This is a genomic window from Streptomyces sp. NPDC057877 (assembly GCF_042796855.1).
In the GTDB taxonomy this organism is placed as follows: domain Bacteria; phylum Actinomycetota; class Actinomycetes; order Streptomycetales; family Streptomycetaceae; genus Streptomyces.
The window spans coordinates 48,977-70,416 of the sequence record NZ_JBHVMS010000013.1 but is presented as its reverse complement, the minus strand read 5'-3'; the positions used below and the strand labels follow the sequence as shown (position 1 = coordinate 70,416).

Genomic DNA, 21,440 nt, shown 5'->3' with positions numbered 1-21,440 from the left:
GGTCCGCGACCCGCCCCTCCTGCCAGGCCCCGGGACCCCTGCGCCGGTTCCGGGGTCCTGCTGTGCGCGTCTTCGGCTTGCTAAGGCCGCTGCCAGCGCGCTCGCCGGGGCCGGTAGTACGCGGGTGCGGCTGGCCCCGGACGCCGGGGCCAGCCCTTTACGGTCAGCCTTCTTCCGCCGCCTTGGCCGCCGCGTCGATGGCCGCGAGGGACTTACGGACCTGGTTGCGGTCCGTCGTGTACCAGAAGTCGGGCATGGACGCCTTGAGGTAGCTGCCGTAGCGGGCCGTGGCCAGGCGCTGATCCAGCACGGCGACCACCCCGCGGTCCCCCGACGCCCGCACGAGGCGACCGGCACCCTGCGCCATCAGCAGGGCCGCGTGAGTGGCGGCCACCGCCATGAAGCCGTTGCCGCCCGCCTCCTCCACCGCCTTCTGGCGGGCGCTCATCAAGGGGTCGTCCGGGCGCGGGAAGGGGATCTTGTCCATCACCACCAGCTGACAGCTGGAGCCCGGGACGTCGACGCCCTGCCAGAGCGAGAGCGTGCCGAACAGGCAGGTCTTCGGGTCGGCGGCGAAGTTCTTGATCAGCTCGCCGAGGGTTTCCTCGCCCTGGAGGAGGATCGGGAACTCGGGAATGCGTGAGCGCAGCTCCTCGGCGGCGAGCTGAGCGGCCCGCATCGAGGAGAACAGCCCCAGGGTGCGGCCTCCGGCCGACTGGATCAGCTCCGTCAGCTCGTCCAGCATGTCCGCCCGGTCACCGTCCCGCGCGGGTCGCGACAGATGCCGGGCTACATACAGAATGCCCTGCTTGCGGTAGTCGAAGGGCGAGCCGACGTCGGTGCCCTTCCACTGCGGGACATCGTCACCCTCAGTGCCCTCGGGGGCGAGTCCCAGGGAGGCGCCGACGCCGTTGAAGTCGCCGCCGAGCTTCAAGGTGGCAGAGGTGAGGACCACGGAACGGTCGGTGAACAGCTTCTCGCGCAGCAGGCCTGAGACGGACATCGGAGCCACGCGAAGGGAGGCACCGAAGCGGTCGTGGCGCTCGTACCAGACGACGTCCCACTCAGAGCCGTTCACGATCCGCTCCGACACGTCGTGGACCGTCTCGACGGAGGCCAACGCCTGCTTGCGGACCGCGTCCTCGTCCTGGACGGACTTGTCACGGGTCGCGCCGATGCCCGAGATGACCGTACGGCAGGCGTCGCGCAGCGCCATCAGGGCGTAGGCGAGGTCTTCCGGGATCTCCTCGAGGCGGCCCGGCAGTGCCAGCTCCATCAACCGCTCGAAGCCCTCGGCGGCGGTCTGGAGCTGGTCGGCGGCCTTCTCGTTCACGAGCTTGGCGGCGCGGCGCACCGCGCGGTTGACCTGGCCAGGGGTCAGCTCACCGGTGGCGACGCCGGTGACGCGCGAGACGAGTTCGTGGGCCTCGTCGACGATCAGCACCTCGTGCTGCGGCAGCACGGGGGCGCCCTCGATGGCGTCGATCGCGAGCAGGGCGTGGTTGGTGACGACGACCTCGGCGAGCTTGGCCCGCTCCCGGGCCATCTCGGCGAAGCACTCGGCGCCGTAGGCGCACTTCGAGGCGCCCAGGCACTCCCGCGACGAGACCGACACCTGCGCCCACGCGCGATCGGAGACGCCGGGCGTGAGATCGTCCCGGTCACCGCTCTCCGTGTCGTCCGACCAGTCGCGCAGTCTCAGCAGGTCCTGCCCCAGCTTGCTGGTGGGCGCCGCCGCCTCGAACTGGTCGAACAGGCCCTCTTCCTCATCCTGCGGAACGCCCTCGTGCAGCCGGTGCAGACAGAGGTAGTTCGATCTGCCCTTGAGCATCGCGAACTCCGGGCGGCGGCGCAGCAGGGGGTGCAGTGCGTCGACGGTGCGCGGCAGGTCCCGCTCGACGAGCTGGCGCTGGAGGGCCAGGGTCGCGGTCGCTACGACGACTCGCTCCCCGTGCGCGAGGGCGGGCACCAGATAGCCCAGCGACTTGCCGGTGCCGGTGCCTGCCTGGACCAGCAGATGCGAACCGCCGTCGATCGCCTCCGCGACGGCTTCGGCCATGGTCACCTGGCCGGGGCGCTCCGTGCCGCCGACGGCAGTGACGGCAGCGTGCAGGAGTTCAGGGAGTGAGGGCTTCGTCATAGCGCGACCACCCTACGGCCAGGCACTGACAAGCGGGTGATCGTGGCGGTGTGGGGGGTGGGATCAGGACCTCGGGTTTGACGTGTGGTGACCGGGTCGGACCGGTTGGGTCAAGGGTCGGATGGGCCAGGAGAGGAGTGGGGTGGGTTCCGACCGACTGCCGGCCACGAAAAAGATTGGCGGGTGTCGGAACCGGATCGCCGCGAGCGGTGTACCAGAAGTGAATACGCGATCGCGAGGCGTTACATCAGATCGCGCAGGGACCGGTCTCGGAGCATGAGGGCGGCCCGCTTGGCGGGCAGGTCAACCTCGTCGAAGAACTGGAAGCCCGCGCTCAGGAAGGCGGCCATGGAGGGAATGTTACGGAGATCGGGTTCCGCGACGACACGCGCGCAGGCGGGTCGTCTATCGAGTACGAGGTCAGCGACCGCTCTGAGCAGGGTGCTGCCGAGCCCTCGCCCGCGGTCGGCGGCACCACCGATGAGGAGGTGGATACCGGTGTCGTGAGGCCGGGCCCGATAGCGGCGGGCCAGCGGGTCGAGGTCGGCACGGTAGATCTCCCAGTAACTCATCGGCGTGCCGTCGAGCATGCCGACGCAGGGGAGGCTGCGTCCGTCGCCGTTGAGCTGGGCCAGCAGGTGGTCCTGGGTCGTGTCCCGGGGTCCGGCCAGATTCCAGAACGCCGAGACGGCGGGGTCGTTCATCCAGCCGTGGATGAGCGGGAGGTCCCGTTCGACGCGCACGGGGAGGAGATGGAGCACGCCTGCGGGTGTGGGGGTCGGTCCCCAGTCGGCCATGTGGTCCAGAAGCTCACCTGTGGCGACCGTCTCCTCGATGGTGTCCGTCGCCTCCGTGGCGAAGAGTGCGACGAAGTCATCAGGCAGTCGCAGGTCCAGGGTGTCTTCGTTGTCCGTGCTGGGGCTGGTGCCGGTGGGAGACATGGCGAGGCTCCTCTCAGTCGGTGGGGGTGGGGCATGTTCCTCAGGAATGAAGGGGGTTGGCGATGGTGACGTACACGGACTGGGTGTCCACGGGGCCGACGAGTTCGTCGAGTCCGTCCAGTCGGGTCAGCAGATTGGCCTTGCAGCGCAGGACGGGTGAGTCGAGCAGACGGGCGGGCAGGGAGCTGCGCAGCGGCGCCGGGCCCACGGCGAGGCCGGTCAGAAAGTGGCGAAGGGCGGCGAGCAGCAGTCCCTCGTCGGCGAGACGTTGCGAACCGAACGCGCCGATGAGACCAAGCACGTTGTTGATCACCAGGTAGTAGGTGAAGCGCTCGTCGGTGACTTCGTCGGAGACGAAGGTGTCGCTGCACTCGCCGATACCCGGCAGTCGGGCGTCGAGTTCCTTGCGGCGGGAGTCGCGGAAGTAGTAGCCCTGGTTGTCTCGGTAGCGGCCTCCTGTGGGCCAACCGTCACCGTCCAGCAGGAGCAGCGTGTTCTGCTGGTGCGCCTCCAGGGCGAGGCCCGCCTCGCCGTCCAGCCACAGTACGGGCCTGACGACCTGCTCCAGGTAGCGCAGGAACCACTCGGCAGCCACCGCTTCGAGTGGGCGGCCGGTTCGGGCGGCGATGCGGGTCACGACGTCGGCCAGCCGGGATGGAACGGCGGACCTGCCGCTCTGCGGTCGACCGGCGTCGGTGTCCGGGTGGGTGCCGGGCTGACTGTCCCACGGGGGGCGGAACTCGGAGCGTGGCTGGGGTGCGACAAGGGCGGCGACGCAGGAGATGTCGTCCGACGGTGTGAACGGGTTGTGGCGAATCATCACGTCGAGTCCCGGCACGGGGTTGCCGTCCGGACCGTCGACGGCCAGCCAGGCCGGGTCGCGGACGATGTCGAAGCCTGGGTGCGCCGCCCGCCACTGCTGGGACAGACCACTGCGCAGCAGACGGTGGACCTCGACACCACGGTGGAGTTCCTTGCGGAGGTTCTCGCGGCGGGAATTGGTGATCTCCAGCCCGAGCGACAGCTTGAGCATGGCAGGGCTGGCGGAACGGTAGACGGTGCGCACGGAGGAGGTGGGGTGCCAAGAGGGACCGTGTTGTCCGAGGTCCCGGAGCAGTCCGGCGTCGAACAGGTCGGCGACTCCGGGACGGTGTCGGACTTCGCGCGACTGCCAGGGGTGCAGCGGCAGGGCGACGCGGCCGTCCGGCAACCGGAGTTCCGCACCGGCGAGTCGGGCGATGAGTTGAGGTGCCCGGACGGGACGACCGCGCTCGGTCCAGGCCGAGTCGGCGGCGAGTGCGGAGGGAGCTACAGCGATCCAGTGGAGCGGAAAGGAGCCGTGCAACTCGGGTGAGTACTGCCGGGATTCGGCTTCGGAGAGGCCCTCGCGACTCTTCGGCGTCGGATGCAGGGGATGGCCGAGCAGAAGAGACTGCTCGGCGGTGAGGAAACGGTCGGACTGGCTTGGCGGAGGTTCTCTGCGGTCGCTGATGAAGGTGGCGACACGGCGGACGGAGTCGGCGACCCGGGCGACTAGGTCAGCACCGTTGCTGGGGCCTTGTGCGGAGGCAGTTGAGGCAGCCGTGTCCCTCTCCCGGCAGAGCAGGGCCGCGAGGGTGACCGCGTCTACCGGCGCGGAGGGCTCCGTCGCATCGGCCAGGTAAAGCGGGCCGAAGCGGTGCCATCCCGTCGGGGACCAGTAGTGGACCGTGGCGAGCAGGGTGATGCCGGTGGCCCGCAGGGGGACTCGAAGGGTGCCGTCGGCGGGCGCGGGGAGGCCCGCTTCTCGCACCCAGCAACGCAACAGGGTTTCCACAGCTGCGGTGTTGGCCACGGTGTGCGGGTCGGGGTGATTCATGGGATCGGCGGCTGTCTGGTCCCAACGTGTGGCCGACGGTCGCTCACCGTGCTGCCGGGGGACGGATTCCGGTGGCGCTGCCATGGTCGCTGTAAGGGCGGCTGGTGGCGACGGGCGAGGGCGGGTGCCTGTGCTCGTAACGGCGCTGTCCCTGCTGCCGGTGCTGCCGTCGGGTGTGGAGCTGGTGTTCACGTCAGGTCCCTTGAGCGGTCGTTCGACGTCGCGTGGAGGTGTGCCGGGGCGCGTGGTCAGGGATGAGGGCGTGTGTCTGTGGTGGGCAGGCGCATCGGGAGGGAGTGGGAGTGCGTGAGGTGAAAGGGCGGTGGCTCCGGCGGCAATGGCGGGCTGGACTGGAGCACGGAGTTCACTGCCTCGGCGGAGCGGTCAAGTACTGCCGCCGTCTGTTCGTGGCTGATGGCCAGCACTGGGAGGAGGCGGCGGACACGGGCGGAACGGCCGCCGAGGCCGACGATCAGGCCCCGGTGGAGGCACTCGCGGTGAACCGCGGCAGCGGTCTCGGGGGCGGGAGGCTGGGCGGCTCCGTGTGTGAGGTCTCGGTTCTCCGTGTCCGGGCCCGTGAATGCCACGCCGATCATCAGTCCCCGGCCGTGTACCTCGCCAGCGCACGGGGATGCCAGGCGGTGGGCGCGGAGGTGGGAGAGCTTGCGGGAGCCGACGCTTGCCGCGCTTGGGGCATCGGGCTCCCCGTCACTGAGGTCGTCGCGGTGGACGATGGCGGCCAGTCGGAGGCTGCCCCCGATGGCTCTGGCCAGAATCATCACGTCCGGTGTGACGCCGCAGTACTCGACGGCCACGATGGGCAGGGCGCGTGCGTAGGTGCGGGCCGCCGTGTCGCGGGTCGGCTGGCGGCGGGGCTTCCCCACGGTCACGGTCACGACTTCCCGTCCTTCCGAAGCTCAGAGGCGAGTTGGCGGCTCGCGCTCCCCGTAAGGCGCTCCCTTGGGGCCGCTACTCCCGAGGCATGGGATGACCGGCAGTCGGGCGTGGCCGACCGGTGGCCGGAGACCCGGACCCGGGGTACCGAAGCCCCCGCCCTTGGCGGTCCCGGGCACGAGGACGCCCCCGGGCGGCGGACCGCTCACCGCTACCAACACCGGTGCGTTCACCGGGTTACGGGTTACTTCGAGATCCGCGTCTGGGGTGACCTGGCCGAGGCGGCACAGGGTCTCACCTCACAGCCACCCTTGCCGGGCTGCCTGCCAGGCGAGCTGCATCCGCGTCGTCGCTCCGGCCAGTTCCATCATGCGTTGGATGTGGCGTTGGACGGTGCGGCGGCTGAGTCCCATCTGGGTCGCGATCGCCTTGTCGGCGACGCCTGCCACGAGCAGGGAGAGGAGCCGTCGGTCGGTGGCCGAGAGCGGGTCGGTGGCGCCGGAGCCGTCCGTGCCCGAGACGGATCCGCTGTCGTCGACGATCAGGGGGACGCCGTCCTCCCAGTAGCGTTCGAAGAGGGCGATCAGGGCGGCCAGCAGGTTGCTGTCGCGCACCAGCGCGGCGGTGGGCACCTCCGGGTTGCCCTGGGGCCCGCCGGGCACGAGGGGGCAGATGGCGATGGCGCGGTCGGCGATCGCCAGGCGGAGCGGCAAGTGGGGGACGGCTCGGGCGATCTCTCCGGCTCGCACGCCTTCGGCGACGTTGTCGATGGCGCCCTCGTCGTCGAAGAAGGCCTTTTCGTACAGCACCCGGTAGTGGACTCCGCGGGCCAGGGCCTCGTACTCGGCCCTGTTGCTGCCCGAGGGCATCGCCACGTACTGGGCCTTGCAGAACCACAGCATCTCGTCGCGGGCGCCGGCCTGAATCTGCCGCAGGTGCTGGCGCAGTGCCTCGGCGCCGGTGATGACCTCGATGAGTTGGCCGATGTCCTGACGGCGCATGGTCTCGCGGTAGGCCTCCAGCAGTCCGGTGGCCTCCGCGCGGGCGAGGTTGAGGGCGTCGGTGCTGCGCTGCAGTCGGGGGACGAGCGCCACGTCGGGGGGTGTGGGCCGGTAGTGCAGGGGGACGCCGTCGCTCTGGCTGACCATGCCCTTGGCGGTGAGACCGCCCAGAACGGAGTGGGTGTCGGTGAGGGAGAGGCCGCTGCTGTCGGCGATCTCCTGGGCCGAGGCCCATCCGGCGGCCACCAGCAGGCGGTACACGGTTTCCTCGGATGCGGTGATCCCGGCAGCCTGGAGCGTCAAGGCGCCCTCCCGCGGTTCGACGCTATGCAGTCACGCCAATCGTTGAATACCGTACAACACTGGGTGGCCGTGGTGCGCAGGGCGGGCGTGTGGCCGCCGGGTTGGTGGCCACACGCCCGTCCGCAGGATGCCCCCGGGTCAGCCGCGGTGGGTGTACGCGCGGGTCACGGTCTGGCGAACCGAGTTTCCGGCAGCGTCCTTGGCGGTGACGCGGAGGGTCACGAAGGCGTCGCCGCGTATCGGCCCCGGCCTCTTGACGGTGGCGGAGAAGGCGTTCCCGCCCTTGCCCTTGACCGGGACCTTGGTGAAGTGCCGCCCGTCGTCGTAGGAGACCTCGACCTGGACGCCCACCCCGCGCGGTGCGGCCAGGCCGTCCTGGTGGCGGACCGTCAGGCCGAGCAAGTGGGAGCGGCCGGGGCCCACGGCGTTGCGCTCGTCGACGGGCACCCCGTAGTCGAGTTGGAGCAGTGGCAGTCGGGTCGCTTCCGCCGCCGGGGCGGACTGGAAGGTCCAGGAGGTGTCCGTGGCCGTGGCGTGGTTCCACTCCTCCGACCCGCGGCTGGTCTCCAGGCGCAGCCGGTACACGGCGCTGCCGGACGGCACCTCGAGGTTCCGCCAGGCGTCAGGGGCGTCGGTCAGCTTCTTACCGTTGCGGAAGAGTTCGACGTTGGCCGTGTCGCCCGACGGGGCCTCCCGAACGCCGACGCCGATGCCGCCGCCACCGGTGATCAGTCGGGACCAGTGGCCGGCCTGGCCGTCGGTGAACTCGGGGATGCGCAGCCGCAGGCTGTCCCCGACCCGGGTGGAGGGTGTTCCGGCGCCGCGCGGGATCGAGGGACGCACCACGGCGCCCTGCCAGGTCTCCTTCACCCGCTCGCCCGGCCGGTAGGTGCGGGTCGTGTCCCGCAGTCCGGTGCTCAGGGGCCTGTCCACGTCACCGACGGTCTCGTGGTGCACGACGTGCTCCCACACGGTGTCACCGGCGCTGACGTACTCGGTGCGCTCGAAGGCGGTCGGTACGTGGCGGGTGTACTGGAGCCAGGTGAACTCCTGGTGGGGGCGCCGGGCGAAGCGCTGTTCGGCCGCCCAGGGCTCGCCGCCGTTGTCGGCGTAGACCGACCGTACGACGGCGCTGTTCTTCTCGGAGACGGTGTGGATCACCTGGTCCGGGATGCGCTGGGTGGACACCTGCATGACGTCGTAGAGGTACGGGCTGCGTGCCGTGCCGGTGATCGCCAGGGTGGTGGTCCGCTTCTGGATGCGCTTCAGCAGTTCCGCGCCCTCGTCGGCGCCGATTCTGATGAGGGGCAGGGCCCAGCGTTCCCCGTCGGGTGTCCACCGGGTCCAGGCGTTGTCGGAGAAGTGGACCACCACCAGGCCACGGGCACCGGCGGCGGCCGCCTGCTCGGCCAGCGCGGGTCCGGTCACGCCCTCCTCGTCGGTGATGACGGCGAGCTTCCCGCGGGCCGCCCGGAAGTCGGGGTGGGAGGTGCTGCCCGCGGCGACCGCGGTGAGCCGTTCGCCGCGCTGGTCGAAGGGCGGCGACTGAGGCATGTAGTAGGCGCCCAGGTCGTCGCTGCCGCCGACCACCCCGGCCTTGAGCATCGGGGCGACGAGCTGCCAGCGGGAGGCGAACTCGAAGGTGCCCTCGGTGACTTCGGCGGTGGGGCTGACGTAGACGCCCTCGATGCCGTCGAAGTACATGGTGCCGTCGATCCAGCCGTGGCCGTCGATCTCGCGGTACGACTGGAAGCTCAGGACGCCGCGCTGTTCGGCGGGCCGGGGGGTGCGGATCTGGACCTTGGTCGTCTTGCGGGGGTCGACGACGGCGGTCGTGTCCTTGGTGACCTTCACCTCGGGGAGGATGACCTGGCGGAGCAGCACTCGCCCGTCGACGTACTCCGTGGAGCCGGAGACAATCTGGTAGGTGCCCTCCTCGACCTCGGCGACGGCGTTCGCCCGGTCGGTGTACTCCACGAAGCCGTCGGCGCCCCAGATCATGGGGAGCGACTCCACCTGCTGGCCGGTGTTGTCGTAGGACACCACCTTGAGCCCGTGCACGGGGCCGCGCACGGTCAGGCTCAGCGTGGTGTGGACGGTGGCCGAACCGTCGGGGGCGGTCGCCGTCAGGTAGCCGTAGTAGTCGCCCTGGGAGGCGCGGGCCGGGTCGACGCTGAGCGGGACCTCGGCCGTGGCACCGGCCGGGACGGTCACGGACGACGAGCCCAGGGCCAGCGTTCCCGCGCCCGGCTCCCGGCCGCCGGTGGTGGCGAGTTGGGCGCTGAGGTCGAGGGTGAGGCTCCGGCTGGAGGTGTTGGTGTAGCGGACGGTTCTGGTACGGGTGCCGGTGTCGTCCCTGCTGAAGGAACCGAGCGCGACGGTGCCGGTGGCGGACACCGGGGCCTTGGCGGCCGCCGCCAGGTCGATACGGCCGCCGCCCTGCTCGGTGACGCGCTGGCCGGAGATCGTGCGGGCGGTGCTGATCAGGGCGTTCTTGAGCTGTTCGGCCGTCCAGTCGGGGTGCTGCTGGGCGAGCAGGGCGGCGGCTCCGGCTACGTGCGGGGCGGCCATGGAGGTCCCGGACGCCGCGACGTAGGTGCCGTCGACGATCTCGCCCATGGTGGTGCCCTGGGCGCGCGCCGCCACGATGCCCACACCGGGTGCGGTCACATCGGGCTTGACCCCGTCGTCGCCGAGGCGCGGTCCACGGCTGGAGAACGGGGCGAGGGACTCGTCACGGTCCACGGCGCCGACGGTCAGTGCCGCGTCGGCGGCGCCGGGGGCGCCCACGGTGCCCGGTCCGGGACCGGCGTTGCCCGCCGCGACGACGAACAGCGCGCCGGAGGAGGCGGAGAGTTCGTTCAGGGTGCGGCTCATCGGGTCGGTGCCGTCGGTGGGTTCCGCGGAGCCGAGCGACATGTTGATGACCTCGGCACCCTGGGCGACGGCCCATTCCATGCCGTCGATCACCTGGGACTCGGTGCCGTAGCCATCGTCGCCGAGGACCTTGCCGATCAGCAGGTCCGCGCCGGGCGCCACGCCCTTGCGGCTGCCACCCGAGGCGGCGCCGGAGCCGCCGACGATGGAGGCGACGTGCGTGCCATGGCCGAAGGCGTCACCGGTGCCGCCACTGCCGGAGAAGTCCTCGGCCGCGCTGATGCGTCCGGCCAGGTCGGGGTGGGCGGCGTCGGCGCCGGTGTCCAGGACGGCGACCCTGACGTTCTCGCCCTTGAGCCCGCTTTTCCACACCTCGGGGGCGCCGATCTGCGCGGTGCTGCGGTCCAGCGTGGCGTTCACCCGGCCGTCCAGCCAGATCTTGGGTGTGGCCGCGCGGGAGGACATCTCCCCCGTGGCGGGGACGAGCCGCTTCCAGAAGACACCGAGGTCTTCCGCCGGGATCCGCACCGCCTCGGCGTCGAGGGTCTCCAGCCGACGCCGGGGGGCGTCGTCGGCCGTCAGCGCGGTCAGGCGGCGCAGCGCGGAGTCCGCCACCCCAGCGGTATCGCCGAGGATCAGCGGCAGCGAGTCGGTGTGCGCCTCGTCGTAGTGCTGGTCGAGCAACGAGGTGACGTCGAAGAGGCCGCGGTCCAGCCGTCCGGCCGCGACCAGTTCGGCCGCGTCGGAGGGGAGGACGGTCAGCCGCCCCTCCTCCTCGATGGTGCGGAAGAGCACGTCCGTGCGCCTTTCCCCCGGCACCACCGAGGCGGCTCGCCGACCGTCCGCGCCGGTCACCACGGTCACGCGGTCACCGGTGACCAGCCGCACAGTGGCACTGGCACCCGCTCCGGCGACAGCAGTCCCGCTTGCTTCCCCAGCCGCCGTTACCGTCGTCTCCCCCCTGGCCACTCGAGGGCCGTCGGCCGTGCCCGCCGACACCGGCGTCACCGCCCCGACGGTCAGGGTCAGCCCCGCCGCCACGGTCGCCGCGAGGCGTATCCGTCTCATGAGTGTCCGTGCCTTCCGTCATGGGTGAACGGCGTGTTGGCGCCGCGGTTCCCGGCTGTCCACACGGTTGTGCCGTGCCGTTGGTGCTGCACAGAATCCGCCGCGGCCGGAGGCGGTGTCACCGTTTTCCAGGTGGCACAGGTGGGACATGTCACAACGGCGACAGCGCGGCCACCGGGGCCGTCAAGTCCGCGGAGCGGGACACCCCTTGGACGAAGGCCAGGTCAGACGCCTTGTAGCCGAACCGTTGCCGTTCCGTCGGCAGTCACCCACAGCGAGCGCATAGTGTGGTCCGCCGCAGGGCAGAGACCGTTCACCCCAGGGGGAGTTACACCATGCGATCCATACGGCCGTCGTTCACTGCTCGCCGGGCCAGGAGCACGCGCCGCAGAACCTCCCCCGTGCTGGCCGCCGTAGCCCTCGTGTCGGCGGTCGCGCTGACGGCCACGGCCTGCGAGTCGGGAGACGGTGGGGCGGACGTCGACGCGGCGGCGTCCGCGGCGGCCGGGGCCGACGACAAGTTCCAGCTGCCGGACGACATCAAGGACCGGCTCAAGGAGCACGGGATCGACATCGACAAGTGGCGGGACGGCGCCTGGAAGGACTGGAACAAGGACGACTGGCTGCGCGAGGCCGACGACTTCATCAACCCGATCATCGAGGACCTCTGGGACCCGGACCGGATGCGGGATGCGGAGGAGCCCGAGCAGGAGGTCGACAACGACATCTCCGGCGACCAGGGCGTGACCGACCCGACTCCGGCACCGGTGGAGGCCGAGGCCGTACCGGCGTCGTACCACTCCAACGCGCCCGAGGCGGGCAAGGTGTTCTTCGACTCGCCCGAGGGCACGATGGTCTGCTCGGCCACGGTGGTGCAGGACCCGGCGAACCCCGGCAAGTCGAACATGGTGTGGACGGCGGGCCACTGTGTGCACGCGGGCAAGAGCGGCGGCTGGTACCGCAACATCGCCTTCGTGCCGTCGTACAACGACTCGGCCATGTCCTCGGCGGAGCTGCCGAACGCCAAGAAGGAGGAGGTCGCTCCGTACGGCGTCTGGTGGGGTGACTGGGTGCAGACCTCGGACCAGTGGATCGAGCAGGGCGGTGCGACCGGCGGTGACGGTGCCTCGTACGACTTCGCGGTGCTGCATGTGACGCCGGAGGAGGGCGCCGGTGGCAAGTCGCTGGAGGAGATGGTCGGTTCGGCGCTGCCGGTGGAGTTCAACGCCCCGGCCGTGACGGGGATCGAGAACATGACGGCGACCGGCTACCCGGCGGCTCCGCCGTACGACGGTCAGACGCTGTACCAGTGCCAGGACAAGCCGGGGCGCCTGTCGCTGAACGAGGCGGACCCGACCATGTACCGCATCGGCTGCACGATGACGGGCGGTTCGTCGGGTGGCGGCTGGGTGGCCACGGGGTCGGACGGCAAGCCCGCGCTGGTGTCCAACACCTCGATCGGCCCGGTCACCGCGGGCTGGCTGGCCGGTCCGCGGCTGGGCGAGGAGGCCAAGGGCGTCTTCGACTCGGTCAGCGAGAAGTTCGCGGGCCAGTGACCTACCGGTAGACGCGGCAGGGGCTCGTGCGGCGGCGTGCGTTCGACGGAAACCTTCACCGTCCCGCCGCCGTTCGACCCCAGCCGCACGGCATGATTGCCTGGCACGTCCATGACATCGACTCCATGACATCAATCGCGACAATCGCGACAACGTGACAGCACAGCGCTTACGCACGTGTTCCAACGGGGGTTACCGCACCATGCGTTCACTACCTACGTCCTTCATCCACCGCGGCGGCAGGCGGCGCCGTCTGCTCGCCGCCACGGGTCTCGTCGCCGCGCTGGCGCTCACCGCCACCGCCTGCGGCGGCTCCGACGAGGACACCGCGGGCGGCGACCCCGGTGCCGCGGCCTCCGCGTCCGGAGCCGCGGACGGCGCCGACGGCAAGGCCGAGATCCCGGGCGGCATCGCGGACCGGCTCAAGGAGCACGGCATCGACGTCGACGCCTGGAAGGACGGCGGCTGGCAGGACTGGGACAAGGACAAGTGGCTCAGTGAGGCCAAGGACTTCGTCAACCCGGTGATCGAAGGCCTCTGGAAGCCCGAGCGGATGAAGTCCGCCCAGGAGGCCGACAAGACCATGACGACCAAGGACGAGTCCTCGGTCCAGGGCGTCAGCGACCCGGAGCCCGCGCCCGTCGAGGCGCAGGCCGAGAAGACGCCGTACCACGAGAACGCGGCACCGGTCGGCAAGATCTTCTTCGACTCCCCCGAGGGGTCGATGGTCTGCTCCGGCACGGTGATCAAGGACGTCAACAACCCGGGCAAGTCCAACCTGGTGTGGACGGCCGGTCACTGCGTGCACGCGGGCGGTGGCGGCGGCTGGTACCGCAACATCGCCTTCGTCCCGGCCTACAACGACCTCGGCAAGTCCGAGGCGGAGCTGACCAACGCCAATCCGCAGGAGATCGCCCCCTACGGCAACTGGTGGGCGGACTGGGCCGCGACCTCGAACGGCTGGATCGAGGGCGGCTCGGAGTCCGGCGGCGCGGGCGCGGCGTACGACTACGCCGTGCTCCATGTGCAGCCGGAGCAGGGCTCGAAGTCGCTGGAGGAGACCGTCGGCGCGGCGCTGGACGTGGACTTCTCCGCACCGGCCGCGGCGGAGGCCGGTCAGATGGGCGCCTGGGGCTACCCGGCCGCACCGCCGTACAACGGCCTGAAGATGTTCAAGTGCCTGGACGAGCCGGGCAGGCTGTCGCTCGCCCCGTCGCTGCCGACGATGTACCGCATCGGCTGCACCATGACCGGAGGCTCCTCCGGCGGCGGCTGGTTCCGGGTGGTCGACGGTGAGACCAAGCTGGTCTCCAACACCTCGATCGGCCCGCTCGACAACACCTGGCTGGCCGGACCCCAGCTGGGACAGGACGCGCAGGCGCTGTACGAGAACATGAGCGAGACCTACGGCGCTCAGTGACCGCACGCACGGCAGCACGCGGAAGGCGCGCCCCTCACACCAGGGGCGGGCCTTCCGTATGGGCTACGAACGGCTCAGGCAGCCGACGCCGGAACGTACGGCGCCAGCTCCGCGGCCAGTTCCTCGTGCACCCGCACCTTGAGCAGGGTGCCCTCCGGGGTGTGCTCCTCGGAGAGCACCTCGCCCTCGTCGTGCGCACGGGCGACCAGCTTGCCGCGGGTGTACGGCACCAGCGCCTCGACCTCGACGGACGGCCGCGGCAGCTCGTTGTCGATCAGCGCGAGCAGCTCGGGGATGCCTCGCCCGGTGCGGGCGGAGACCGCGATGGAGCGCTTCTCGATCCGCAGCAGCCGCTGGAGGACCAGCGGGTCGGCCGCGTCAGCCTTGTTGATCACGACGATCTCGGGTACGCCGGTGGCGCCGACGTCCCTGATCACCTCGCGCACGGCGGCCAGCTGCTCCTCCGGGTCCGGGTGCGAACCGTCCACCACGTGCAGGACGAGATCGGCGTCGCCGACCTCCTCCATGGTGGAGCGGAACGCCTCGACCAGGTGGTGCGGCAGATGCCGGACGAAGCCGACGGTGTCGGCCAGGGTGTAGAGCCGACCGCTCGGGGTCTCGGCCCGGCGCACGGTCGGGTCGAGGGTGGCGAACAGCGCGTTCTCCACCAGCACACCCGCGCCGGTCAGACGGTTGAGCAGCGAGGACTTGCCCGCGTTGGTGTAGCCCGCGATGGCGACCGAGGGCACCTTGTGGCGACGACGCTCCTGGCGCTTGATGTCGCGGCCGGTCTTCATCTCCGCGATCTCCCGGCGCATCTTCGCCATCTTCTCGCGGATCCGTCGCCGGTCCGTCTCGATCTTGGTCTCACCGGGGCCACGGGTGGCGAGGCCGCCGCCCTTGCCGCCGCCCATCTGGCGGGACAGCGACTGACCCCAGCCGCGCAGCCTCGGCAGCATGTACTGCATCTGCGCGAGCGCCACCTGCGCCTTGCCCTCTCGGGACTTGGCGTGCTGGGCGAAGATGTCGAGGATCAGGGCCGTTCGGTCGATGACCTTGACCTTGACGACGTCCTCGAGGTGGATCAGCTGGCCAGGGCTCAGCTCACCGTCGCAGATGACGGTGTCAGCGCCGCTGTCCAGCACGATGTCGCGCAGTTCCAGAGCCTTGCCGGAGCCGATGTAGGTCGCCGCGTCGGGCTTGTCACGGCGCTGGATCACGCCGTCGAGCACGAGGGCGCCCGCGGTCTCGGCGAGAGCCGCCAGCTCCGCGAGGGAGTTCTCCGCGTCCCGCACGGTCCCCGAAGTCCAGACGCCGACGAGGACGACCCGCTCCAGGCGGAGCTGGCGGTACTCGACCTCGGTGACGTCCTCGAGTTCGGTGGAGAGGCCCGCGACGCGGCGCAGGGCCGCGCGCTCGGAGCGGTCGAACTGGTCGCCGTCCCGCTCTCCGTCGATCTCGTGGCTCCAGGCGACGTCCTCTTCCATCAGGGCATCGGCCCGAAGACCTTCGGGGGAGGTGTGCGCGAAGCGCTGAGTGTCCTGGGAAGGGGAAGAAGAGGAGGTCATTGGGTCCTTACGTCGATGGGGAATCCGTTGTGCGACGACGGGGGCCGGAGCCGGGGGCTCCGGGCCTGCTGTGTGGTCCGTCACTGCTCACAACGCACGAGTGCCCCGGGAGATTCCCGCGACCCGTGGCCCGAGCGGGTGGACCGTGCCGCCGACCTGAAGATGGTCGCACGGAACGCCCCGTCTCGTCACCGGGTTATCTCCCGGCCGTGGCCTTCACCCGCGGGCCCTGTTGGCCCCCGGGGCCTTGGTCACCCCGGGCGCCTTGGCGGGCGCCGCCGGCTTCCAGTCCGGGTGTCCCGGCATCGGCGGGGTCTTCGCGCCGTAGAGCCAGCCCTTGAGGAAGCCGCTCAGGTCGCGTCCGGCGATGTCGGAGGCGAGCCGGGTGAAGTCGGCCGTGGTCGCCGTGGAATCCAGGTGGCGGCTGACCCAGGCCCGCTCCAGGCGTGCGAAGGCGGTGTGGCCGATCTCCTGGCGGAGGGCGTAGAGGACCAGGGCGCCGCCGTCGTAGACGTTCGGCCGGAAGATGCCGAACCGGTCGCCGTCCTGGGGCGCCCTGGGCGCGGCGGGCGGTCCTCCCGCCGCGCGCCACCCGTCGGAGGCGCCGTAGGCCGCCCTCATGCGCAGGGCGAGCGGCCGGTCGCCCTTCTCCTCGGCGTACAGCGCCTCGTACCAGGTCGCGTGCCCCTCGTTCAGCCACAGGTCTGACCAGGTGCGCGGGCTGACGCTGTCGCCGAACCACTGGTGGGCCAGCTCATGCACCATGATCGAGTCGACGTACCACTCGGGGAACGCGGGGTTGGTGAACAGCTCTCTCTCGAAGAGAGAGAGCGTCTGCGTCTCCAGTTCGAAGCCGGTGGCGGCGTCGGCCATGAGCACGCCGTAGGTCTCGAAGGGGTAGGGCCCGACCTTCTCCTCCATCCAGGCGATCTGCGCCGGTGTCTTCTTCAGCCACGGTTCCAGCTTCGCGCGGTGCTCGGTGGGCACCACGTCGCGTACCGGCAGCCCGCGCGGGCCGGTGCGGTGCAGGACCGTGGAACGCCCGATGGAGACCTGGGCCAGCTCGGTGGCCATGGGGTGCTGGGTGCGATACGTCCAGGTGGTGGCCTGGCCCGCGCGCCGCAGGCCGCTGCGCAGCCCGTTGGCGACGGCCGTGTAGCCCGCGGGCGCGGTGACCCGGATGGTGAACATCGCCTTGTCGGAGGGGTGGTCGTTGCACGGGAACACCAGATGCGCGGCGTCCGCCTGGTTGGCCATGGCGAGCCCGTCCTTGGTCCGCACCCAGCCGCCGCCGCGACCGCCTTCGGCGGGCACAGGATCGCTGGTGTGCCGCACGGTGATCCGCATCCAGCTGCCCTCGGGCAGCGAGGTCCGGGGGGTGATCACCAGGTCCTCGCCCGCGTCGGCGTAGGTGGCGGGCAGCCCGTTGACCTCGACCGAGCCGACCTCTCCCCGGTCGAAGTCCAGGTTGACGTGGTCCAGCGGTGCGGTGGTCCAGGCGTCGATGGTGGTGACGGCCTGGAGCGGCTTGCTGTTGCTGCCGGGATAGGTGAAGGCGAGGTCGTACGACGCCACGTCGTATCCCGGGTTGCCGAGGTGCGGGAAGAGCCGGTCGCCCACGCCCAGCGGGGTCGGCGGGGCGCTCGCGGCGACAAGGCAGACGGAGACGGCGGAGGCGAGCAGCGCCGCCTTCAGCCGTCGGGAGGTCCTGAGGATCCCGGTGCGGGAGGTGAGCAGCATCCCCCACGGCTATCAGCGCGCGCGTACCGCACGTCGACGACGCGCGCCGGGCGCACCCGAACGGGGTGTCAGGAGGCCGAGGCCGGGTGCTGCGACCGGCTCACGTCGTACACGCCGGGCACGTTCCGCATGGCGCGCATCAGGGCGGGCAGGAGGGCGGCGTCGGGGAGTTGCAGGGTGTAGGTGTGGTGCACCCGCTGCTGGCTCGGCGGTTCCACGGTGGCCGAGACGATCTCGGCGCCCTGGAGGGCGATGGCCTCGGTCAGGTCCGCGAGCAGATGCGGGCGGCCGAACGATTCAGCGAAGAGCGTGACCCGGCATCCGGTGGTCTCGTCCCCGGCGGGCTCGTCCCAGCGCACGTCGACCTCCGCGCGCCCCGTGTTCTTCATCCGCGCCACCGCCGCGCACTCCACGCGGTGGACGGTCACCGCGCCCCCGCGCACGGCGAAGCCGGTGACCTCGTCGGGGGGTACGGGTGTACAGCAGCGCGCGAGCCGGACGCTCGCGCCGGGCAGATCCACCAGTGCGCCCACGGAAGAGGAACGGGCGGGGGCGGGGCGGGGGCCGGACTCGGCGCCCACCGGGTCCGCGTCCGGTTCCTCGGCCCTCGTATCGGCCGCGCCCCCGCCTGAAGCCTCGGCCGCGCCCCCGCCTGGAGCCTCGGCCGCGTCCGCGTCCCGCCCGTCGGCGTCCGTCCCGGCCGTCGCGGGGTGCGCCGTGAGCCACCGCTGGATGGCGATCCGCGCGGCGGGGGTGTGGGCGTGCTCCAGCCACTCCCTGGAGGGCTCGGAGGCCGGGTCCTGGCCCATGAGGAGCTGGACGGTGTCGCCGTCCCTCAAAACCGTGCTCAGGGTCGCCAGACGGCCGTTCACGCGCGCGCCGATGCAGGCGTGCGCGTCCTCGCCGTACTGGGCGTACGCGGCGTCCACGCAGGTCGCCCCCTCGGGCAGGCCGAGCGTGCCGCCGTCGGGCCGAAAGACGGTGATCTCGCGGTCCTGGGCGAGGTCCTCGCGCAGCGTCGACCAGAAGGTGTCCGGGTCGGGCGCCGCCCGCTGCCAGTCAAGGAGGCGGGAGAGCCAGCCGGGCCGGGTGGGGTCCTCGCGCTCGCCGTCGCCGGGCTCGTCGGAGGCAGGGGGCGCGTACGGGTTGCCGAGCGCCACGACGCCCGCCTCCGCGACCTTGTGCATCTGGTAGGTGCGGATGAGGACTTCGGCGACCTGGCCGTCCGGGTGGGCCACGGCGGTGTGCAGCGACTGGTAGAGGTTGAACTTGGGTACGGCGATGAAGTCCTTGAACTCCGAGACGACGGGCGTCATACAGGTGTGCAGCTCACCCAGGACCGCGTAGCAGTCGGCGTCCTCGTTGACCAGCACCAGCACCCGTCCGAAGTCGGCGCCGCGCAGCTGTCCGCGTTTGCGGGAGACGCGGTGCACGGAGACGAAGTGGCGTGGGCGGATGAGGACTTCGGCGGAGATGTCGGCCTCGCGCAGGACGCCGCGCGTGTCGTCGGCGATCGCGGCGAGCGGGTCGTCGACGCGGGCCGCGTTCTCGGCGATCAACTCGCGCGTGTGCTCGTACTCCTCGGGATGCAGGATCGCGAAGACGAGGTCTTCCAGCTCGGTCTTGAGGGCCTGGACGCCGAGCCGTTCGGCGAGCGGGATGAGGACGTCCCGGGTCACCTTGGCGATGCGGGCCTGTTTCTCGGGGCGCATCACGCCGAGGGTGCGCATGTTGTGCAGCCGGTCGGCGAGCTTGATCGACATCACCCGGACGTCGTTGCCGGTGGCGACGAGCATCTTGCGGAAGGTCTCGGGCTCGGCGGCGGCGCCGTAGTCGACCTTCTCCAACTTCGTGACCCCGTCGACGAGATAGCGGACCTCCTCGCCGAACTCGTCCCGGACCTGATCGAGCGTCACATCGGTGTCCTCGACGGTGTCGTGGAGGAGGGACGCGGTCAAGGTGACCGTTTCCGCACCGAGTTCGGCGAGGATCAGGGTCACGGCGAGCGGGTGGGTGATGTACGGCTCGCCGCTCTTGCGCATCTGCCCGCGGTGCGAGGACTCGGCCAGGACGTAGGCGCGGCGCAGCGGTTCGAGGTCGGCGTCGGGATGGTGGGCGCGGTGCGCGTCGACGACATGGCCGATGGCGTCGGGCAGCCGGTCGCGGGCGCCGGGGCCGAGCAGCGCGGCGCGTCCCAGGCGGCGCAGGTCCAGCCGTGGACGAGCCCTCCTGCGGGGGGCTGTTGGCACCACGGGGCCTGGGGTCGCAGGGTTCGTGGCCTCCGCACTCATGGGCACCTCCGGCTGCGTGGACCGGCGGACGGGGTGCCCCAGGGCGGACACGGCTCAGGAGATGGCGACTTCTCCCCCGTCCGGGCCGGTGCTTGATGCTATCGAGCCCATCACGCGCGACTGACCGCCTCTCGCCGAGCGTGAAACGGATCACCCATTCGAGGGAAGGTTTGGACGTTTACGGCCGTTTGATCCGCGCTCCTGGAAGGCCGCGGGCTCGAACCCGTATGCGGCCATCCACCCGTGCGCTCTCCTGTGCGCCCCCGAAATGTCCGTTCTCAGCGCACCGCTTCGGCCAGCCACTCCCCGTCGATCTCGCCCTCGGCGACGATCACCGCGGGGCCGGTCATCTCGATCTCGCCGTCCGGCCGTTCGGTGATCAGCAGACGGCCGCCGGGGACGTCCACGGTGTACGTCACCGGGGTGCCGGTGACGGCCGGGTCGGCGCCGTCGCGGCGGGCGGCGGCCACGGCCACGGCACACGCGCCCGTGCCGCAGGAGCGGGTCTCTCCGGCGCCGCGCTCGTGCACGCGCATCGCCACGTGCCGGGGCCCTCGGTCGGCCACGAACTCGACGTTGACCCCCGTCGGGTAGGCGGAGGCCGGGCGGAACGGTGGCGCTTCGTACAGGTCCCCCGCGTGGGCGAGGTCGGCCACGAAGGCGACCGCGTGCGGGTTGCCCATGTTCACGTTGACCGCGGGCCAGCTGCGCTCGCCGACGCTCACGGTGACGTCCCCTTCGGGGAGGCGCGCTCTGCCCATGCCCACGGTGATGTCGCCGTCCTTGGCGATGTGCACCGTCTTGACGCCCCCGCGCGTGGCGACGGCGACGTCTCCCTCGGTGACATGTCCGGCGCGCTGCAGATACCGGGCGAAGACGCGTACGCCGTTGCCGCACATCTCGGCGATCGAACCGTCACCGTTGCGGTAGTCCATGAACCACTCCGCCTCGGCCGCCATCTCCCGGGCCTCGGGGTGGGCGGCGGACCGCACCACGTGCAGCAGGCCGTCCCCGCCCATGCCCGCGCGGCGGTCGCACAGGGCGGCCACGGTGGCCGGGGGCAGGTCGATGGCGTTCTCGGGGTCCGGGACGATCACGAAGTCGTTCTCCGTGCCGTGCCCCTTGAGGAAGGCGATCCGCGTGCTCATTCCTCGATCGTACGGGCTGGGTACGACAGCCGGTCGCCGCGCCGGTCAGCGCAGCCGGGCCACCCGCCACACGGCGAGCACCACGACCGCGGCCACCACCACGACGTAGGCGAGCACCACCCGCCAGTCGACGCGGCGGCCGGAGCCGCGCTGCGGCAGGCCTGGCCAGGTGTAGCCGACCTTGCGGGCGGCCATCATGCCCCAGCCCGCCGCACAGGAGCAGATCAGCAGGCCCAGCATCGCGATCATGGCGCCGCTGTCGCCGAAGTCGAAGGCGAGCGGGAACGCGAACATCAGGGAGCCGAGGGCACCCAGGCCGACGATCGGCGCGAGCTGCCAGATCCGCATCCGGCGCTGCGGGCGCAGCTCGACCTCGACCTCGGGCCCGCCCACGAACATCTCGTCCGGCTCGGGGCCGTCGGCGGTCACGCCGCCGTGCGTGTCGTCGGGCCCGTCGGGGCTCAGACGGGCGTCGTCCTGCTCCGGTACGTCACCGCCGTCGGCACCCGCGGTGCCGACGTGCTCGGTGCCGAGTTCGGCGTCCTGCGCCGTTTCTTGTGCGGTGTCACGAGGGCCGGCCTCCATCGCCACGCGCCCTCCCAACTAGGACTTCACTGGTCGATCGAAGCTCGATG

Annotated in this window: 12 protein-coding genes; 2 read left to right on the top strand and 10 right to left on the bottom strand. The window is 71.2% G+C overall.

Going from position 1 to position 21,440, the window contains the following annotated elements:
* Positions 1 to 163: 163 nt before the first annotated feature.
* The 5 genes from ACFVQG_RS33530 to ACFVQG_RS33510 form a co-directional block, all read right to left on the bottom strand.
* The gene (locus tag ACFVQG_RS33530) at positions 164 to 2,140 is read right to left on the bottom strand and encodes an ATP-dependent DNA helicase (RefSeq protein WP_383390878.1); all 1,977 of its coding nucleotides are present in this window, start codon (positions 2,138 to 2,140) and stop codon (positions 164 to 166) included.
* 242 nt (positions 2,141 to 2,382) lie between these two features.
* Positions 2,383 to 3,081 carry a GNAT family N-acetyltransferase gene (locus ACFVQG_RS33525; protein WP_383390875.1) on the bottom strand — a complete coding sequence of 233 codons (699 nt, stop codon included), beginning with the start codon at positions 3,079 to 3,081 and terminating at the stop codon, positions 2,383 to 2,385.
* A 40-nt stretch (positions 3,082 to 3,121) separates the two neighbouring features.
* Entirely contained in the window at positions 3,122 to 5,131 is a 2,010-nt protein-coding gene (locus ACFVQG_RS33520) for an IucA/IucC family protein (protein ID WP_383390873.1), read from the bottom strand.
* 1,001 nt (positions 5,132 to 6,132) lie between these two features.
* A complete protein-coding gene (locus ACFVQG_RS33515; RefSeq protein WP_383390871.1) occupies positions 6,133 to 7,137 on the bottom strand; it encodes a helix-turn-helix domain-containing protein in 1,005 nt (334 codons plus the stop codon).
* A 138-nt stretch (positions 7,138 to 7,275) separates the two neighbouring features.
* Positions 7,276 to 11,082: a S8 family serine peptidase gene (locus tag ACFVQG_RS33510; protein WP_383390868.1), complete on the bottom strand. Its 3,807-nt coding sequence runs from the start codon at positions 11,080 to 11,082 to the stop codon at positions 7,276 to 7,278.
* Between the two features lie 335 nt (positions 11,083 to 11,417).
* On the opposite strand from ACFVQG_RS33510, the gene ACFVQG_RS33505 reads away from it, so the two are divergent.
* Complete coding sequence (locus ACFVQG_RS33505) at positions 11,418 to 12,638, top strand: trypsin-like serine peptidase (RefSeq protein WP_383390865.1); 1,221 nt, start codon at positions 11,418 to 11,420, stop codon at positions 12,636 to 12,638.
* A 202-nt stretch (positions 12,639 to 12,840) separates the two neighbouring features.
* The gene (locus ACFVQG_RS33500) at positions 12,841 to 14,058 is read left to right on the top strand and encodes a trypsin-like serine peptidase (protein WP_383390863.1); all 1,218 of its coding nucleotides are present in this window, start codon (positions 12,841 to 12,843) and stop codon (positions 14,056 to 14,058) included.
* A gap of 74 nt (positions 14,059 to 14,132) precedes the next feature.
* Here ACFVQG_RS33500 and hflX read toward each other — a convergent pair whose 3' ends face one another.
* The 5 genes from hflX to ACFVQG_RS33475 form a co-directional block, all read right to left on the bottom strand.
* Positions 14,133 to 15,626 carry a GTPase HflX gene (gene hflX, locus ACFVQG_RS33495; RefSeq protein ID WP_383390860.1) on the bottom strand — a complete coding sequence of 498 codons (1,494 nt, stop codon included), beginning with the start codon at positions 15,624 to 15,626 and terminating at the stop codon, positions 14,133 to 14,135.
* Positions 15,627 to 15,842: 216 nt separating this feature from the next.
* Positions 15,843 to 17,366, bottom strand: coding sequence for a M1 family metallopeptidase (locus tag ACFVQG_RS33490; RefSeq protein WP_383390857.1), 1,524 nt, complete (start codon positions 17,364 to 17,366; stop codon positions 15,843 to 15,845).
* Between the two features lie 68 nt (positions 17,367 to 17,434).
* The gene (locus ACFVQG_RS33485) at positions 17,435 to 19,657 is read right to left on the bottom strand and encodes a RelA/SpoT family protein (RefSeq protein WP_383390854.1); all 2,223 of its coding nucleotides are present in this window, start codon (positions 19,655 to 19,657) and stop codon (positions 17,435 to 17,437) included.
* A gap of 278 nt (positions 19,658 to 19,935) precedes the next feature.
* Positions 19,936 to 20,805 carry a diaminopimelate epimerase gene (dapF, locus tag ACFVQG_RS33480; protein ID WP_383390851.1) on the bottom strand — a complete coding sequence of 290 codons (870 nt, stop codon included), beginning with the start codon at positions 20,803 to 20,805 and terminating at the stop codon, positions 19,936 to 19,938.
* A 45-nt stretch (positions 20,806 to 20,850) separates the two neighbouring features.
* Entirely contained in the window at positions 20,851 to 21,390 is a 540-nt protein-coding gene (locus ACFVQG_RS33475) for a hypothetical protein (protein ID WP_383391330.1), read from the bottom strand.
* Positions 21,391 to 21,440: the final 50 nt, after the last annotated feature.

Bases quoted from the DNA above. Each gene is read 5' to 3' on its own strand.
- ACFVQG_RS33530 (WP_383390878.1), bottom strand. From the start codon at position 2,140: ATGACGAAGCCCTCACTCCCTGAACTCCTGCACGCTGCCGTCACTGCC.
- ACFVQG_RS33525 (WP_383390875.1), bottom strand. From the start codon at position 3,081: ATGTCTCCCACCGGCACCAGCCCCAGCACGGACAACGAAGACACCCTG.
- ACFVQG_RS33510 (WP_383390868.1), bottom strand. From the start codon at position 11,082: ATGAGACGGATACGCCTCGCGGCGACCGTGGCGGCGGGGCTGACCCTG.
- ACFVQG_RS33505 (WP_383390865.1), top strand. From the start codon at position 11,418: ATGCGATCCATACGGCCGTCGTTCACTGCTCGCCGGGCCAGGAGCACG.
- ACFVQG_RS33500 (WP_383390863.1), top strand. From the start codon at position 12,841: ATGCGTTCACTACCTACGTCCTTCATCCACCGCGGCGGCAGGCGGCGC.
- hflX (WP_383390860.1), bottom strand. From the start codon at position 15,626: ATGACCTCCTCTTCTTCCCCTTCCCAGGACACTCAGCGCTTCGCGCAC.
- ACFVQG_RS33490 (WP_383390857.1), bottom strand. From the start codon at position 17,366: ATGCTGCTCACCTCCCGCACCGGGATCCTCAGGACCTCCCGACGGCTG.
- ACFVQG_RS33485 (WP_383390854.1), bottom strand. From the start codon at position 19,657: ATGAGTGCGGAGGCCACGAACCCTGCGACCCCAGGCCCCGTGGTGCCA.
- dapF (WP_383390851.1), bottom strand. From the start codon at position 20,805: ATGAGCACGCGGATCGCCTTCCTCAAGGGGCACGGCACGGAGAACGAC.
- ACFVQG_RS33475 (WP_383391330.1), bottom strand. From the start codon at position 21,390: ATGGAGGCCGGCCCTCGTGACACCGCACAAGAAACGGCGCAGGACGCC.